The sequence below is a fragment of the Paenibacillus sp. FSL H7-0331 genome (assembly GCF_001956045.1).
The window spans coordinates 212851-231172 of sequence record NZ_MRTH01000002.1 but is presented as its reverse complement, the minus strand read 5'-3'; the positions used below and the strand labels follow the sequence as shown (position 1 = coordinate 231172).

At 45.2% G+C, this 18322-nt stretch carries 14 protein-coding genes; 2 read left to right on the top strand and 12 right to left on the bottom strand.

Annotated elements, in window-relative coordinates:
* Window positions 1–56: 56 nt before the first annotated feature.
* From BK127_RS03750 to BK127_RS03730, 5 genes are all read right to left on the bottom strand, one after another.
* On the bottom strand, window positions 57–2357 hold the full coding sequence (locus BK127_RS03750) for a hypothetical protein (RefSeq protein ID WP_076228659.1): 2301 nt from the start codon (window positions 2355–2357) through the stop codon (window positions 57–59).
* A gap of 193 nt (window positions 2358–2550) precedes the next feature.
* Window positions 2551–3726, bottom strand: coding sequence for an ABC transporter permease (locus BK127_RS03745; RefSeq protein ID WP_076228658.1), 1176 nt, complete (start codon window positions 3724–3726; stop codon window positions 2551–2553).
* Window positions 3723–4445: an ABC transporter ATP-binding protein gene (locus BK127_RS03740; protein ID WP_076228657.1), complete on the bottom strand. Its 723-nt coding sequence runs from the start codon at window positions 4443–4445 to the stop codon at window positions 3723–3725. The genes BK127_RS03745 and BK127_RS03740 overlap by 4 nt, the downstream gene beginning before the upstream one ends.
* Before the next feature lie 28 nt (window positions 4446–4473).
* The gene (locus BK127_RS03735; RefSeq protein WP_076228656.1) at window positions 4474–6162 is read right to left on the bottom strand and encodes a permuted SH3 domain-containing protein; all 1689 of its coding nucleotides are present in this window, start codon (window positions 6160–6162) and stop codon (window positions 4474–4476) included.
* A 19-nt stretch (window positions 6163–6181) separates the two neighbouring features.
* The gene (locus tag BK127_RS03730; protein WP_076228655.1) at window positions 6182–7042 is read right to left on the bottom strand and encodes an FAD:protein FMN transferase; all 861 of its coding nucleotides are present in this window, start codon (window positions 7040–7042) and stop codon (window positions 6182–6184) included.
* A 486-nt stretch (window positions 7043–7528) separates the two neighbouring features.
* Here BK127_RS03730 and BK127_RS03725 point away from each other — a divergent pair, with 486 nt between their 5' ends.
* Window positions 7529–8212 (top strand): response regulator transcription factor, encoded by a 684-nt coding sequence (locus tag BK127_RS03725; RefSeq protein WP_076228654.1) that lies wholly within the window; start codon window positions 7529–7531, stop codon window positions 8210–8212.
* Complete coding sequence (locus BK127_RS03720; protein WP_076228653.1) at window positions 8209–9669, top strand: sensor histidine kinase; 1461 nt, start codon at window positions 8209–8211, stop codon at window positions 9667–9669. Before BK127_RS03725 ends, BK127_RS03720 begins: the two co-directional genes overlap by 4 nt.
* A gap of 15 nt (window positions 9670–9684) precedes the next feature.
* Here the strand turns inward: BK127_RS03720 and BK127_RS03715 are convergent, their stop codons facing one another.
* The 7 genes from BK127_RS03715 to BK127_RS03685 all read right to left on the bottom strand — a co-directional run bounded on the left by BK127_RS03715 (window position 9685) and on the right by BK127_RS03685 (window position 18274).
* Window positions 9685–11316 carry a response regulator transcription factor gene (locus BK127_RS03715; RefSeq protein ID WP_076228652.1) on the bottom strand — a complete coding sequence of 544 codons (1632 nt, stop codon included), beginning with the start codon at window positions 11314–11316 and terminating at the stop codon, window positions 9685–9687.
* Window positions 11291–13036, bottom strand: a complete 1746-nt coding sequence (locus tag BK127_RS03710) for a sensor histidine kinase (protein ID WP_076228651.1) — start codon at window positions 13034–13036, stop codon at window positions 11291–11293. Before BK127_RS03710 ends, BK127_RS03715 begins: the two co-directional genes overlap by 26 nt.
* A 105-nt stretch (window positions 13037–13141) precedes the next feature.
* Entirely contained in the window at window positions 13142–13957 is an 816-nt protein-coding gene (locus BK127_RS03705) for a carbohydrate ABC transporter permease (RefSeq protein ID WP_076228886.1), read from the bottom strand.
* 7 nt (window positions 13958–13964) lie between these two features.
* A complete protein-coding gene (locus tag BK127_RS03700) occupies window positions 13965–14840 on the bottom strand; it encodes a carbohydrate ABC transporter permease (RefSeq protein ID WP_076228887.1) in 876 nt (291 codons plus the stop codon).
* 78 nt (window positions 14841–14918) lie between these two features.
* The gene (locus tag BK127_RS03695; protein ID WP_076228650.1) at window positions 14919–16253 is read right to left on the bottom strand and encodes an ABC transporter substrate-binding protein; all 1335 of its coding nucleotides are present in this window, start codon (window positions 16251–16253) and stop codon (window positions 14919–14921) included.
* 245 nt (window positions 16254–16498) lie between these two features.
* Window positions 16499–17782: an MFS transporter gene (locus tag BK127_RS03690; protein WP_076228885.1), complete on the bottom strand. Its 1284-nt coding sequence runs from the start codon at window positions 17780–17782 to the stop codon at window positions 16499–16501.
* A 96-nt stretch (window positions 17783–17878) separates the two neighbouring features.
* Entirely contained in the window at window positions 17879–18274 is a 396-nt protein-coding gene (locus BK127_RS03685; protein WP_076228649.1) for a hypothetical protein, read from the bottom strand.
* Window positions 18275–18322 lie beyond the last annotated feature (48 nt).

The following is an 18322-nucleotide window of genomic DNA, read 5'->3' as shown; positions in this document are numbered from 1 at the left end:
AAAAACCGGCCCTTGAAGCAGATATCTGCATCAAGAGCCGCTGAGTTAAGTCTATGTTATTGTTTAAAGGTAGCAATCAACCGTTTGGCGACTCCAGTTGGAGTAGTGATGTCCTCATAAATGTGAAGAGTCAACGGATAATCGAGCTGCTCAGACTTGATATCGGTAAAGGTGATCGTCTGCGTTCCGTTGATTAATTTACCTGTACCCTGCAGCTGCTGAGTCGTACTTCCCAAGACTCGATCCCTGCCGTCTACAAGCTCGAATTCCATTTGAGCGAATGTATTATCGACAATAACCTCTGCAGCCTTTTGGATATCAAGACTCAGTTTAAGCTTATACGTATAAGCATTGGAGCTGAACACGGATGACAAGTTCCACTCTTCAATATTTACTGTGTACGGGTAGAATGATAGCTTCTTACTCACTGCAGTGGGATCATCCTCACCTGCTTGATTGACTGCCACCTTGTAATCGGCGATAGGCAGCTTTAATTTTAATGAATTGGAGCTGTCCAGAATACTCAACTTAAAGTTTCCTTGTGCCGATGGCGGCAGCATGTACGAATAACTGTATACATAAGCTGAATCCGGAATCAACTGCGTGAGAGATGTTGTTTGACGTGTTCCCGGGAAGATAGTTCCCGAGCTATCTGTTAAAGTCGTGTCAAACGTTGGCAATGCCAGCGTGTCATTACTTTTGTTCAAAAATTTAAATTTGGCAATGACGGTCTGATAACCATTGTCAGCGTTGGTATGCCCATTCAACTCCACCATGGAAACATCCAGATTATTATCAATGACATGGCTGCCAGTAGAGAAAGTGAATGGCTGTCCCAACTCATACTGTGGAATGGAGTTCAGATTGGAAGCAGCAGCAAGCCCTTCTTGCAAACTAACTATCGCTATTGGCAACGAACTTGTAATCGATGAAGTGCTATTCGATTGAGAAGCCGACGACGAGTTAGATGAATTGTTAGATGAAGAATTACTGTTTGTTGTCGTGTTCGTGGCAGCACCGGTTGTTGATGAATTTGTTGTCGACGAGTTAGTCGTCGAGGCTCCGGTTGAACCTGATGTGTTCGTATTGGTTGAATTCGATGCAGATGAGTTGTTGGATGTGGAAGCAGTTCCCGTTCCTGAAACCTTGCCAGTATCGGATACCAGGAATTGAAGCTTATCTGCTGCTATCCCTTCTGGCAATACAACTGCGAATCGGTAAATGCCGGATTCTCCAGGCGCAATATATGCCTCTGGCGAGACAACGGTCTCTGCACTCACAGATAGCGCTGCATCACTGGAGATTAATGTGCCTAATAATGAAGGTGTCTGCAAGGTGCTCTTGCTATCGTTGTGAATAACAGCCGTAACTAATGCCCCTTTTTTAGTGGAGATCAACTGTTCCTCCGCTTTTTGCAGCTCCAATGTAACACCTGTCCGGCCTTGAACAAGGTAAGGAGTACGATCACCCATTTTAACTAGTTGAAATATGGAAGACAACGATAGTTTGCCAAATGATTTAATACCAGTATTATCGAGCGAAAGCTCCAATGACATTTTATCGGTAACCGGTACAGAATCCGTTGTGGCAGTTAACAATACATGCTTGGTTTGACCTGCGTTAATGGAGCTGCCGTCTAAAGCATTGGATGCCAGTACCATGGTTCTGCCTTGACCATCACGAAGCAAATATTTTAATCCTGAGGGCAGTGTAATGGTCTCTGAGCCTGTCGGGGTTACAGCTGCGTCTATCAGTATGGTCCATTTCCCATCCTGAGGTACGGTAATCGCCTTGATCGCCTCGATGGATACATACGAGCTTGTGGTCAACGAGGTGTCTACCTCAGCCAGATTCAGCAGCAGTTGCTGAGCCTGCTCACCTAACGAATCTGCATTCGCTACAGAAAGGGAGCCAACATCCTGTGTGCTGGAACCGCTGCGCTGAAATACGGTAACCTTTAAATCACTTGTTTGGAGTGACCCGGGAATTGTTGCTACATAATAGTAGCCTGCCGCAGTGTGCGGTGAAACCAGGGCATCAGCCGCTTGACTCATTTGTGCATAATAGCTGCCACCTGCGGTTGAGGTCACTTTAATTCCGTACTGATTAAAATCAACTACAGTGTCGCCATCATTGTTAAGCTTGACATTGAATCGCATCATCTGTGAGTCAGCACCTTTGGAAATTGAAACCTCCTCCAGCGTAAAATAAACCGAATTGTTAATAAACACGCCTTCTTTACCCGCATAAGTAATCACAGTAGACCATGAGTAAAATATCAAGCAAAGTATCGATACGATAAGAACCGCAATGCGCCCCTTATGTAACAGCTTCCCATCAGGTAATTGAACAACCATGTTGTAATTCCTCCTTAGAGTTTGCAAAGCAAACTTTTCTTCGTAAGCGTCATCTGAGTTTGCAAAGCAAACTTTTCTTCGTAAGCGTCATCTGAGTTTGCAAAGCAAACTTTTCTTCGTAAGCATCATCTGAGTTTGCAAAGCAAACTTTTCTTCGTAAGCGTCATCTTGAGTACTCTCTTCTTTGTATAAATTAATCGGTACGTAAAGCGTCGATCGGCCGAAGCTTGGAAGCTTTGTTCGCAGGATACAAGCCGAAAATGACACCGACCAGAACCGAGAACAAAAATGCATACAAGCTGATATCAAAAGAAACAACCGTTAACTGCTTAGGATTAAAATAAGGCAATAACTTAGCAAGAGTAACACCTAAAGCGAGTCCGATTATCCCACCCAATCCACTGATTACGACAGCCTCAAAAAGAAATTGCAGCAAAATGTTTCGACGCTTGGCACCGATTGATTTACGGATACCTATTTCTCTCGTACGCTCACTCACCGTAACCAGCATAATGTTCATAATCCCTATGCCCCCAACCAAGAGGGAGATACACGCAACACTGACCAGCTGGCTCGTTAACGTGTTCGAGGCTTCTGTACTTGCTGATAATAGCTGGTCTTGATTCGTAAATCGAAAACCGTTGGCGTTTTTAAACTTATAGATCAGGAATGAAGTCAAGGTCGACTGTGCTTTGGTAATGTCATCTTTCGTAGTCGCTTCAACATATGTCGTCCTTATAGCGCCCAGGTTCAGCTGACGTTGCGCTGTAGTGAGCGGAACGATTGCAGAAGTGTCCGCAGAAGCCCCGCCAATCGTGGAGCCCTTCGCATTCAGCACACCTACGACTGTGAACTGAAAGCCATTGATATTAATCTGTTTATCCAACGGATCGACATTTCCAAACAGCTCCTTGGCAACCGTTGTGCCGAGAACAGCTACATTCGTTCGCAGATCCAGATCGGATTCCGTGATAAAACGTCCTTCTTTAAGTGAAGCCTTCAAAATGGTCATGTACCTTTCATTGGACCCCATGACCGTATAAGAGTCTTGCGTTGTGTTGTATTTGATATTGATGTTGGAAGTAACGGTTGGGGCCATCGCGCTGATCTCAGGAAATTGTTCAAAGGTCATGATTTCCTGATAATCCAGCTGTGTGGCACGGCCCGTATTCAATAAATTCACCACTAGCAGGTTCGTACCCATATTTTCGTATTGCTTGGCGATCTGAGCAGATGTTCCTTGCCCGATCGCTACCAGTGTCACCACAGAGCTTACACCTATAATAACACCCAGCATCGTAAGTAATGTTCGCATCCAGCTGGCACTCACGGTTTTGAGCGCCATCCGCAGCAATTCCGTAATTCTCATAGTGTTGCCTCCAGCGCCTTCACTTGTCGCAACTCAGGCTCGTTCTCCATATCACTGACAATTAATCCATCTCTTATGGTGACAATGCGCTTCGCATTCTCGGCAATATGCAGATCATGGGTAATCAATACGATCGTGTTACCCATTTCATTTAAATGCAGCATCAATTCCAGTACCTCTTGCCCGGTCTTGGAATCCAGAGCTCCGGTAGGCTCATCCGCCAGCAGTAAGGAAGGACCAATGGCCAAGGCACGGGCAACGGCTACCCGCTGCTGCTGCCCACCCGATAATTCGCTTGGACGGTGATGGGAACGTTGTGCCATACCGAGCAGTTCCAGCGTCTGCATCCCTTTTTCTCTACGCTCTTTTTTGGAGATACCGGCGTAAATCATTGGCAGCTCCACATTTTCAATAGCTGTCAGCCGCGGCAGCAGATTAAATTGCTGAAAGATAAAACCGATTTTACGGTTCCGTAAACCCGCCAATTCATCGTCCTTCATCTTTTCTGTGGCAATTCCATCGAGATTGTACGATCCGGAGGTAGGCACATCCAGCAAACCGATCATATTCATTAAGGTCGATTTACCCGATCCGCTGGGACCAACAATTGCCACAAATTCGCCAATACCGACGGAAAGTGAAATATCTTTTAAAATGTGAAGCTCTTCAATTCCGCGAAAATAGGTTTTTCTAATTTGCGTCAGTTCGATCATTTTCATTGGTTATCACCGTCCCTTCGAACTATAATCATCGGCCGCCTCCGCCAGCTGGGAATCCTCCGCCTGGGAAACCACCACCAGCACCGCCACCTGCAGCTCCTCCTGTATTTCCGTTTCTCACGCCTTGCTGGTACTGATTTCTCAAAGCGTCGGTTTCCGTTTGGGAAAGCTTCCGCTGCGCACCTGATGCCTGATTGACAAGCACATCTCCAGCAGCCAAACCATCCGTAATTTCAATGAGCGTGGAGCTGTTTGCACCGATTTTCACCTCATGCTCGGCCTCAATCGTTCCATCTGCCTTTTTCAAAGAAACTGTCTTTTTACCGTTGCGTGTTTTCACGTTCTCTACAGGTACAACAAGCACATCTTTCTTGTCTTCAACGAGAATATCAGCCGTCGCGGTCATCGTGTACTTAAGCTCTGAAGCATTGTTTAATGTCACAACAGCCGTATAAAAGGTTACGCCATTCGTAACCGTACCTACAGTGGATACCTGTGTTACCTCGCCAGTGAAGACTTTGCCTGCGATGGCATCCACCTTAACCTCTGCCTTCTGGCCTACCTTGATTTTGGGAAGATCCAGCTCATCTACCTTGACCGGAAGCTGCAGTGTATTCAGATTGGCTACTGCACCCAGCTGTACATTGCTGGCTATCGTGGTTCCAACCGGATAGGATGCCAGCACGTTTTTCTTCTGATCGACAAAATCGGTGGAGAATACACCGTCAAAAGGGGCATAAACCTTCAGCTTTTCCAGCTGATCCTCCAAATCTTTAATGCTTTTCAGGGATTGTGTAATTTGATTTTGTTTATTGGTAATATCCTTTTGCAAGGTATCACTCACAATCGTACTAATCAAATCACCTTTATTAACCATTTGGTTTTCTTTGATTGCCATTTGATCTATGTTACCCGAAACGCCAGCCATCACGTTCACCGAGGTTTTATATTGCAGCGCGGCTTGTACTTTGGATTCCAGCTTCAACCCGTCGACGGTAATGGCACCTTTTACATTTTGTCCAGCATCCATAGTCCCATCGTTGTCCACGCGAATGTTCACATCAATCAGATGATTACCTTTGGCATCCGACTTAACGGATTGGGATACGGACGTTACAACGCCTGACTTGGTCAGCATATAGCCATCTATGGTTAACTGGATCAAATCACCCGCTTTAATTTGCCCAGCTTCCTCCTGAAGAAATGGGAGAGCCGCTGTTAACGTATCGATACTGGCAATCGTGGCAATCTTGGTCGTTTTGGATACGCCGGCTCCCTCGCTGGCCGTTGTCGCCAAAATTAATTTGCCGCTAGCGGGTGCATAGGTTTTCAAAGCTCCTGCCTGCGTCTGTAAATCCTGCATATCCGACTCATATCCACTTAATGTAAGTCTTGCTGAATCCAGCTTTTCATCCAGACTCGAATCGGACACCTCCAGCAGCAAATCGCCTTTTTTCACGGTTTGATTTCTGGTCAGATTGAGGGTTTTGATCATACCTTCCTTGGGAGGGACAATTGTCTGCTGATCCTGCGGCTCCAACTGAGCCGTACCGGAAATCGCTGTTCGCACATTCCCTTTTTTTACCGTGTAGGTTGTTTGCTGCACAGCTACCTGCTTCGTTCCAAGAAGCGTATCCTTTTTTAAATAGGCGTATGTACCGCCACCGCATACCAATATTGCCGCCAATGTGATAATAATCACTTTTTTCTTGTTCATGAAGCTGCCTCCCTAACTGCTAATGATAATAATCAACATTAATTTCATTCCATTTGGAACCAAGTGAAGCTTTATCCCCATAATAATGAAGCTTGCTGTGCTCATCGATCGATAATACTTCACAATAGGCGGCGTGCTGAGCTATCAGTGACAATCCTTTTTCCGAACCGAGCTTCGCTATAGCCTGCGCCCAGATTCCACATTCAACCGGGTCCATTCCGGTAACCGTACACTGATTCCAGTATATGGCATCCGGGTCCTGCGTCGAATAGGTGGCGATGGCTCCTTCGGAAAGGGATACTGTTGCAATAAGCCCCTTTGTTTGCCCTGGTTTATTAATCCCGATTACCCAAGGATCAAAGCTGTCAACAGGTCGGCCCCATACCTTATAGGACTCACCGACACGAAGCAGACCCTGCTTGAGCTTCATGCGGTGCTGAAACATATCGGCTAATCGCAATAAAATCCAGTTCTGAACAATGCCTTGCAGTTCCAGAGTCGTTTCTTCCGGAAGGCGTACCGATTTGGAATCCGAATCGAGAGAAAGCTGAAGATGTGAATTCGATGACGAACTCACCAACGGGTTGTACGTATTATGGGTCGCTTTCCGGTACGTTTCAGTGAGAGCCAAAATCTCCATCATTTGATCCGAAACCTTGCAGCGTTCCCCAGACAGCGTATTTAAATGGTTTAATTCACTATGAGGATAGTCTCGGCAAAATCGCAATTCAGTGTCCCTGAACCATTCCACCGCTAGTCTTTCAATAACTGCGATTTCCTGTGATTCGGCCCAAATCATAATGTCTACATTCGTATTCAAAGCGTGAAAATGAAACCGATGAAACATTTCTGAAAAGCGATTTGATGTGCTGGCTATCATAAACCTTCACCTCTTCTCTCTGCTAAGCCTTGCTGATATGTTCATTATGAAGGGCATACCTGAAATGAACTTGATTATTGACTGAAAGATTGCTGAAGAGATTTAGTCTATTAACTAACCAAGCATTCAGCAAACATTCAGCTGGCGTTCAGAAAACTCCAATAACCCGACCAATTAAGGTCGGGGTCGTCTGTGTCTTTCATTAAATACGGATATCGATTGATGTATTATTGCAGCTCGCTGAATTTGATGCTGAAGAGCTTTGCGAAACAGAATAAATGCTCATATTTTCCCGTTTTTAAGATAATCTTTCCCATGTCACTCAGTTTACTCTTCTTAAAGCCTATTAACCTGAGTGCCACCTGAAATCTACCTGAAAAATTGCTGAAGATTACATTTTCAACGTATTTTCAGTTATCTTTCAGTGGCATTTCAGTTGAGAAACAGATACTATTACGATAACACTTGCTTGAGGGGGATTAACAAATGCAACCACTTAAAGGTATCAAAATATTGCTTGTCGATGATGAGCCGAATATCCTGCAGTTTCTGGAATTAGGGTTACAAAATGAAGGCTTTGAAGTAAGGTGCGCCCAGGATGGGATCGCGGCCATTAATATAATTAAGCAGTTTCAACCGCACGTTGCTATACTTGATGTCATGATGCCGGGTATGGACGGCTTTGAAGTGTGCCGGATGCTCAAAAAGACTGAAAATGTTGCCGTTATTATGTTGACAGCCAAAGATGAAGTCGATGATCGGGTCAAGGGTCTTACACTTGGAGCCGACGATTATATGGTCAAGCCTTTCAGCTTCGATGAGCTGTTAGCTCGCATTCATGCGAGAATCCGTAATCAATTCCCCAACTTATTTGGTGAGGTGGTCATCGGCCCATTCCGAATTGATGATCGCCGCAAAGAAATTAGCCTGGAGAACCGGGTATTGGAGCTGTCGCCTACAGAGTATGAGCTGTTAAAATTTCTAGTACTGAATCATGGTCTGGTACTTAGTAAATCAATGATTTTGGAAAAGGTGTGGAGTTACGATTTCGGAGGCGAGGAAAACATTGTTGAGGTGTATATTCGTTCCTTGAGAGATAAGCTTAACGACAAGGATCGCCAATTGATTCGGACTTTACGGGGTTCGGGGTATCGGGTGGATCTTTCATGATTGCGAAACCTGGATTTAAATGGAAGCAGTTTTTTGCCCCAAACTCGTTAAAAATCCAGCTATTGTCCCGCTCATTGATCATTCTGGCCGCTCTGCTCGTTCTGATCGGGGTGCTGCAGTACGTATTTATGAAAGACATTATTTACAAAAATAAAGCGACCAGTGTACAAAGCCAAATTCTGTCGCTACCTCGCGACGCTTGGCAGCAAACCGGCAGGACGAACGAGGGTGGAAATGCGCGCGCACCTTTTTTCTTTATGCCGGAAACGTCCCTCGCCTATATTGATGCTGCTGGCAATTACACGGCAATGGCAAGCCGTTCAGGAATAGAAAATGGTCCACGATTGGATACTCAGGAATATCTTGATGCGTTGAAATTCAGGAAAAAGCCTGAACTGAACTACCGGGTTATGTTGGATGAGAACGGAGTCGAGTACCTGGTTGTGCTGCAGCCAATATTCACCGGTCCGGGTCAAATGAATGGATTAGTGCAGGTCAGTACGATGACAGGCCCGCTCAAAGAGCTGCTCATTCGCCAAATGCTCACTTTCTTGCTGCTATCAGTGGCGGCCATGGTGTTTGGTTTGCTTGGATATTTGCCCTTGCTTCGTAAAACACTCGTGCCGTTGTCCAATATGGGCAACACCGTAGAGCAAATCAATGCAGGGAATTTGGATCATCGTTTCCCGATTCATCAAGGACAGCTCGAGGTGGATCAACTGGCCGAATCGTTCAACGGGATGCTGGAGCGGTTGGAGGCTTCCTTTCAAGCAGAAAAAGAAACCCAGGAGCAAATGCATCGTTTTATCGCAGATGCTTCACATGAGCTTCGTACACCACTGACTTCTATTCATGGTTTTCTGGAGGTGCTCATGCGCGGCGCGGCCAACAATCCCGAACAGCTGCATAAAGCTCTCAAAAGCATGCACAGCGAGTCCGCGCGGCTGAATAAATTGGTGAATGACCTGCTGCTCTTAGCTAAGCTCGACCGTACTCCGCAAATTTTACTAAAAGAAGGCTCGTTAGATTTGGTTATTCGTGAAATGGAGCCTCAGCTTCACATATTGGCAGGAACGCGCAAACTTAGCTTGCGGATCGAGCCTCAGATGACCTGCAAATTCGTGACAGACAATATGAAGCAGGTCATTCTCAATTTGTTTCAAAATGCCGTCCAACACACAGATTCTGAAACCGGACATATCGAGGTTTCCTTGACCCACAAGGATCAGGGTGTACTGCTGTCAGTTAACGACAACGGCCCAGGGATTAGTGAAGCCCATCTGCCTTATGTATTTGATCGTTTTTATCGCAGTGATTCCTCACGTGCACGCCAATATGGAGGCGCGGGCCTTGGTCTATCTATTACCCAATCGATCGTCGAATCCCATCATGGAACGATTCATGTAACCTCCAAGGTCGGCCAAGGCTGTTCGTTCCATGTATGGATTCCCGCGTAATGCAGTTCAATGCATTCACAACTTTCCCGCCGTATGAATATCCCGATATTCCTGCGGCGTCATGCTATAATGCTTTTTAAATACATGAATAAATGAATGTGCCCGCTGATAGCCCAGCTTTTCGGCAATTTCATAGATTTTATCTTGGTTGTTTTTCAACAAGTACGCCGCTTTCTCCATACGAAGCTGAAACACATAATCCGTAATATTTTGGTTCGTCTCCAGCTTATATATTTTTGACAAATAAACAGGATGCAGATAAATATGATCTGCAATGGTTTGCAAGGAAACATCCTCGCTTAGATGCTGATCAACAAACTGCTGCACACGCTGAACGATCAATGAGCGTGAATCCTGAACCTCCTTATCCATATCCGCCTTAAGTTGGTCAAGTACACGCAGACTCCAATCACGCAGCATCCCTACCGAACGAAATGGCAATCCCTCCGTCAGCTTATAATAATCCGGGCCCATAAGCTCGGCAAGCTGCTTCCCATTTTTGTGAGTAATATAAGAAAAGGCAGCAGACACGGTAAAAAATACTTCCAGCACATACTCTTGTGACTGTGACCATTGGTTATTTAATTCTTCGAATACGGCCAGCAGTTTTTCTCTCGCATCTTTCCAGCGTCCGGCTTCGAGTAACTGCGTTAATGTTGGAAGCTCATACAGCCGCTGCAGGGTTCGATACGGTTCATCATTGATCTGAGTATCCGCAGCTGTCATAAACAGATTGTGTTCGCTGCCAATCCTTTTGCGAAATAACGACAAGGCTTGATTATAAAGGGTCGTCACATCTTCAGGAAATTGACCCCAGTTACTCACAAGCACGGAAATTTTCCCCTTCAAATACGTCGATACCGCTTTTTGCAGCTCGCTGGATGTACGCTCCAAATGCTGCTGCACCTCGGTTTGGATACTGCTGGTTTTACATTTCAACATAAACACCAAATAATCATGACTATCTTTACAATGCCATAAATCATAATGCGGCGAAAATAATTCCTCAGCAATATTGCTTACCGCATATTCAAACAAGGAAAGACTATGAGCGTCATAATGCAAAAATTGCTCTTCCATCCGCACCATAATCATAGCAAAAGGACTGTCCTGAAAATCCGGAATACTTAACTCGCGCATTCTCGGCTTCCAAGTATCAGCCCCGTATCTTCTTCCCTGCAGCAGTTCATTCAACAGATTCCCTTTCAGTAAAGGCAAGTTTTCCTTCAGTGTATGCTGAATACGCTGCTGGGAAACAATATCTTCCCATTCGGCTTGAATCTGCTGAAGCACACGCTGGACCGTTTCACGAACCTGCTCCTCGGATACAGGCTTCAATAAATAATCAGCGGTTCCATGATGAATCGCTTCCTGAGCATAGCTGAAATCGGCATAACCGGATAACAAAATACATTTTGTTCGTTTCCATTTTTCCCGCACTATGGCGATTAATTCGAGGCCCGTCATACCCGGCATTTGAATGTCTGTGATCAGGATATCAATCGTCGTTGTTTGAAGCAGGACCAAAGCCTCTTGAACGGAATACGCCCTGTGAACCGTTTCAACTCCGAGCGATTCCCAATCCATCGTTCCCGCCAAACGTTCCACCACATGCATTTCATCATCCACGATTAAGATCTGGTACATCCGGGGATTCCCTCCATATCACAATTACTTTGAAGCCTTCTTTCTCCGCAGCCATCAGCCTAAGACCTGCCTCTCTGCCGAACTGATACCGGAGCCGCTGGTGGATGTTCCATACACCGCAGCCTATTTCATCGGACATGGGCGCATCTAACGTTTTTTGAAGCTCACTCAGCCGTTCTGCAGAAACCCCTTGGCCATTATCTTCGACAATAATTCGATGTTCCCCACCATCCGACTCGCCATAGATTCGGATCACACCTTTACCGACTTTTCGCTCCAGGCCGTGGACAATTGCATTCTCCACCAGCGGCTGCAGCAATAACCGGTGAATTTTCAGCTGCAGCATGGATTCCGGGATTTGCATATTGAAACACAAGCGGTTCATCCGTAAATTCTGGATCGTCAGATAGTTAGTAACGAGCTGCAGCTCTTCGCTGACAGTAACAAGCTGCCTTTCCACCCTTGTGGTATAGCGATAATAATCACCCAGATTATTAGCCATTTCTACTACCGATTGTTTATCCTCCAGCATAGCCATGTTACTAATAAAATAAAGACAATTGTATAAAAAATGAGGATTGATCTGTGCCTGCAGCTGTTTTAAGGTAGCCTCGCGAGAACGCAGCTGCTCTGCATGAACAGTCTCTATCAGCTCCTGCATTTGTTCAGTCATCTCATTGAAACGGCGAATCAGAAAGTCGAACTCATTATGAGTCTGATATTGAATCCGTCCTGAATAATCGCCGCGTTTGATTTGCTGAACGCTTTGCAGCAGCTTGCCGATAGGAATTTGAACATGTCTGTACAACAAATAAGCGGCAGCAATTCCTGCGATCAGAAGCAGTCCCATCGAGACATAGAAAAAGTTCTTACTGGCATTAATGGGCTGTAATGTTTGCTCCAATGGCACATAATCGACCAAATACCAACCCAATGTATTGGATTTCACATAATTGACCAGAAATTTATCATTCTCCAAATCCAGCAAACGATTACCGGAATCTGATTGGAGCGATTTCAGATCCAAATCCTTGATAACTTCTTGAGTCAGCTTGGGATCAACACTGTGATTATGAATAGCAGCGAGTCCAGGCGCATATAGAAAAGGATCCCCTTTGCCACCTGCTTTGAAGTGGTCCAGCATCAAGCGTATGTTTTCCGCATATAAACGCACTTCATACACAACTTGAGCCTGCTGTAAAGTGGTAGCGGACGCAGGCTGTGCTATTTGCCGGACCCATGTATCGCTGCCTGACTTGCCATTTCCTCTATCATAGGACCAGTTCACCTGGATCGGCTGCTTCATATAAGCATCATTATAGGTCACAAAAATGTTGGAAGATAAAGCCTGCCGATCCTCAGATAAATAAATACTTAATTCATTCGTCCAATCGCTTGATACACTCTGCAGACCCAGCTTTTCGATTACACGTGATTGCAAACGAAGCCGATCCATGATATCGCTGTCTTTCTTATCTACATATTGACGGATGAAAGGGTCCTGAGCAACAATGACAGGAAACATAGCTAATTGGTCAACAGCTCCATCTACCTGTGAAATAAAAAACTGCTGACGACTCAGCAGATTTCCCTGTATCTCATCTCGAAGTACCTGAACGCTAACCTGATGCGAATACATGTATACACAAGCTATCGGAATCAGCAGGAGAAAGATGATGAGTACCATTTTACGATACGTATTCCTTTTGGCTACAGTCATATGATCTCCTTTTTCCTGCTGATTATTAACCACACAAAGTATTGTTACCAAGAGCTTGCTTGGAGCATACCAACAGCAACAGGCTCCCCACTTTTCTAAGCATGACTATCCTTTTACCGCTCCAGCAGCCAAGCCGCTAACAATATACCGCTGCGCCAATAAAGCGATAATCAAAACCGGCAATGTAATGATGCAGGCTGCAGCCATAAGTGCACCCCAGTTAATATCCGAATAGGATAAAAAGTTAAATACGGCAATCGGCAGTGTCTTTGTTTTATCTCCAGCCAGTATAATCGAAAACATAAAGTTGTTCCATGAGAAAATGAACGATAGCAATGAGGACGTTATGATTCCCGCTCCCGAGATCGGTAAAATAATTCTCAGGAACACCTGAGACCGTGTACAACCGTCAATCATCCCCGCTTCTTCAATTTCCAGCGGTAGCCCCTCAAAGAACGAAATCATAATCCAAATAATAAAAGGCAGTCCGACCAGCATATGGCTTAGGATCAGTGCCATGTACGTATCGACCAAATGCAGGCTTGAGAAAAGAATAAACCATGGAATCAGAAACGTAATACCCGGAATAATTCTTGCCACCAGAATCACCAGTCCAAGCCCCTGAAGACGGTATCTGGCAATAGCATAGGCTGCCGGTAAACCGAGCAGCAACGAACCAAGCGTGGACCCTACCGCAACAATAAAGCTGTTCACGATAAAACGCATAAATTCGTACTGCTCGAACACGTTCACATAATTTTTAAAGGTCGGTTTGAAAAACAAAAACTGTCCAGACGACAAGATCTGTGCCTGCGTCTTAAAGGAAGCCAGCAGCATCCAGATAAATGGGAATGAAAACACAGCCATCACGATAATTGTAAGCAAGGTGTATACCCAATTATTAGCGCCTTTCTTTTTCATCATGCATCTACGCCTCCAGCCTTTTACGAATCCAGATCATCATGAGTGTAAGGCCCATAACCAAAGCGAAAAACATCACAAGCAGTGAAGAAGCCATCCCCAGCTTAAAATACTGGAAGCCCAGCACGTAGCCATATACATTCAATGTTTCTGATGCCAGATTAGGACCGCCTTGTGTGGTCGCATAAATAATATCGAATGTTTTAAGCACATCAATCAGGCGCAGCATGACGGCTACGATGATCGTCGGTCGCAGCAAAGGAAGAGTAATGTAAAGGAACTTTTGCCATAGCGTAGCACCGTCGACATCGGCCGCCTCATAAGGGTCGCTAGGTAGAGTGGACAAACCGGCCATTACGATCAGTGCGATCATTGGCGTCCATTCCCATACGTCTACGATGACTAGCGAAGGAATAACCTGAGAGGGCGAAGCCAGCCACAGCCATGGATCAAGCCCAAGTGATTTAAGCAGCGTATTGGCAATCCCGATCGTAGGCTCGTAAATCAACATCCATACTAGCCCCATCGCAACAGGTGTCGCAACCATCGGCAGCAGGAACAGCGTTTTCACAATATTTTTACCACGAAAATCCCGATACAATAGCAAGGCTATCGCTATAGCCAGTATCGTTTCAAGAATGAGCGCAGCAAAGGTAAAGTAAAAGGTGTTGCCAACAGATTGCCAAAACCGACTCTCTGTGAGCAGAGCACTATAATTGCTGAGACCGACCCAAGTAGGCGGAGTCGTCGCGGACATACTCCACTCATAGAAGCTGATCCTAAGCGTATACACAATTGGAAATACCATCATAATCAATACAAATAACACTGCGGGCATCGTATAAATCCATTTAATATTGCGATCAAACCAGCTCTCACTCATCTGTGTAGCTTCCTTTCCTGACTGGAATACGGAAAGGGCCAGCATAGCCACCGGCCCTTCCTTCATGTAATTAATTATTTATTTACCTTTTTCTTTATCGATAATAACCTGCAGCTCTTGATTCGCTTTATCTGCGGCTGCCTTTATGTCACCACCTGTCATACCTTGAAGCACAATACTGCCCACCACGTCACGTGCTTCGCCTACACCGATCACAACCGGACGGTCATGATCGACTCCACCTTTGGACGAATCCTTAATAACTTGAACCATTTCGGCCGGGAAGCCAGATACTCCATCAGGTTTATCCCACACCGACGCGCGAGGACCTGGATTACCCAGCTTTTGCGTTTTCAATACGACATCCTTGCCGGTTGCCCATTTCACAAACTCCCAGGAAGCATCTTTATTGGCTGTTTTTGAATTCATTGCAAGGCCCCATGAGGTGATGTTATAAGGCTTCGAGCCTGCTTGACCACCCGGGAAGAGTGCGTAGCCCACTTTATCGGCAATGACGGACTTCTCGGGATCCGTCGTGTTTTTGTAGAGTGAATTGGCATCTGTGATAAAAGCAACCTTACCTTGTGCGAAAATACCGAGTGCCTGAGGCCAGGACATATTAAGAACACCTGGAGGCGCATAATCTTTTAATAAGGTACTGTAGGTTGTAAAAGCTTTAATGGCTTCGGGCGTATTCAGAGTTGCCTTGTCATCTTTAGTGAAATCGCCACCTTCGGAATACAAGAAGGACGAGACCTGGGTAACCAGCGGAGACCGTTGGCCACGGGCTACGAATCCGTACATTTCCGACTTTGGATCATGCAGCTTTTTCACGGCCGCTGTCAGCTCGTCCAAGGTTTTGGGTACGGCAATGTTCGCTTTTTGCAATAGATCTTTACGATAATAAAGGATTTCCTGCTCAGTGATGATGGGAATACCCGCCAGCTTGCCGTCTACCGTCGTTGATCCTATGGACGATTTCGTAAAGTCTTCAAAGTCGTAGCTGGCATCTTTTTTTACGTATTCATCCAGTGCTTGTACCCATCCATTTTTGTAAAAAAGCTTACCTTCCTGTAAAGGACGATACATGAACACATCAGGCGTAGCCGAACCGGAAGTAAATTGTACAGTCAGCTTCTGTGTAAGCTGATCCTCGAAAAAGCTTTGGACCTCCACTTTCATTCCCGTTTGGGCTTCAAACTCCGGTAGCAGCGGTTTGATTGCCTCACCCCATGGATGGTTAGCGGTAACGACCGTAAGCTTCTTGCCCTCGAATGGCTTGGCAGCTGCCGTTTTCCCTGAATCTGCTGCTGGAGCTGGTGCAGGGGTATCATTCCCACAGCCGGCTATTATACTCATTGCCATGACGGCAGCCACACTGGCTGGAAGCCATTTTTTCATTTGTTGATTCATCTATTGAACCTCCCTGATATATGCTCGATCGTATGTCCGATCTATAGATATAGCGTAACTGATTTAAGACGTCCTCGAAATAACGCAGATTCAACATCGATAACGGGAACACAATCGATTTACACTTCTTGGGCATAAAAATATCCCCTTGCTGTTCACTCTTTCCTTCATGATCACATGAGGTTTTTTTGGAGTGTCCACTACAAGGGGATCTTATTGTCTATAATTTTCTGAGTGCAAACGAATTATACCTTTCTAAGCACAAACGACGATGCAAGAGCCACCAAGCTAGCTATAAAGCCATACATGAATAAGGCATGAAACCCGCTGTATACATCCAATCCTTTTGTCAAAAAGGCACCCATTACCGTCACACCAACCGCCGTTCCGATATTACGCGAAAACAACTGCATGGAAGTCGAAACTCCTTTTTGATTGGCATCTACCAGCTGTTGAGACCCAATCGTAGCCACCGTGAAGATCAAGCCAAAAGCAAGTCCCTGAACGACCATCACCGAAAATACGTACCAGAATCCAGTCCCCTGCTTTAATAAGAGCAGCATCACACCCGAACAGATCAGCAGGACATTGCCGATAATAATCAGCTTCCCGTAGCCCCATTTCACTGTCCACTTACCACTTGGAACCGCAACGACCATCCACCCAAACGATACCCCAAGCAGGGCCAAGCCGCTAACAAATAAACTATGACCTTCCTCCTGAAGAAATAACGGGACATAGCTGGAAACACCGAATAATGCTGCACATGCAAGAAACGAATTCATATTCATTCCCGAAATCGAGCGATTCGCAAACAAGCTTAAGGGAACAATCGGAGAAGGATGCTGCCGTTCATACAAATAAAATCCAAAAAGGATGATGACACCTACAACAGCATAGGCCCATATATAATTTTCAACAACGGTTGTTAGCAGCAGCATACTGACTCCAGCAGCAAACAGCACTGCACCCAAGCTATCCACCTTGGATTTCTTCGGTATGTACACTTCCTTATACGCTCTAAGCAATAGCAATGAAATCAGACATAAAGGAATATTGATATAAAAAATCCAGCGCCATGTCGTATACTGTACGAATAATGCCCCAAGCATAGGTGCCAAAATAGCAGATAACGCCCACATGGCTGTGAAAAACGCTTGAATCTTGCCTCTCTTTTCTGGTGGATACAAGTCTCCCGATATAATCGAAGGAAACGGCATCATGACACCCGCGCCGATTCCCTGTACCGCACGATACAGTATTAACTGTAACATCGTATTTGCGAAACCGCACAATAAAGAACCCAATAAGAAAATGATAATACCTACTGCAAATATCGTTTTACGTCCGTACAAATCGGATATTCGTCCTGCTACTGGAGCGACGACTGTAGATACGACCATGTACGAGGCAAAGCTCCATGCATACAGCTCAAACCCGCCCAGCTCCTTGGCAATGATCGGCATCGTTGTGTTAATAATTGTCGTATCCATAGAAGCGACCAGCATAGCAATAACTACACTGGCCATAACAGGCAGTTTACTTTTGGTAGTGATGCTTGCGGTTGATGCGTGTGTAGCCAATAGTTGATCCTCCCTGCAATTCCTCTTCCAACTTCATCGTATTCAGATTTCAATTCCACTTAAACCCGCATATTTGGAAATCGCTTTAAGTAAATCATTCACAATAGGCAATATAAATTGAGCATTTCCCAATTGAAATATACCGCTGCGATTATGCACATAAGCCTGACTCACATGAAAACGGTAATGCGGTATGCCTTGAGACATGGTTATGATTTCACTACCCGAGGAACGCCGATTATGAAAAGTGATCTTCTTGCTCTCGGAAGTATCGAACGGAACGATACTTGTAATGTGCGCAAGCTTGAAATAATAGTTAACATGCGGTTTCTGATAGACCAGCTCTTCGGTGGAAACGGTAATACCAAAATCACTTTTTTTGTGCGAAATTTTCAAATCACCCTGCAAGGACTTAATCTGGATAAAATCGTTATTCATAATAAGTACCTCCTCAATGCCCACAACCGTAGGATGGGATAATTGGTT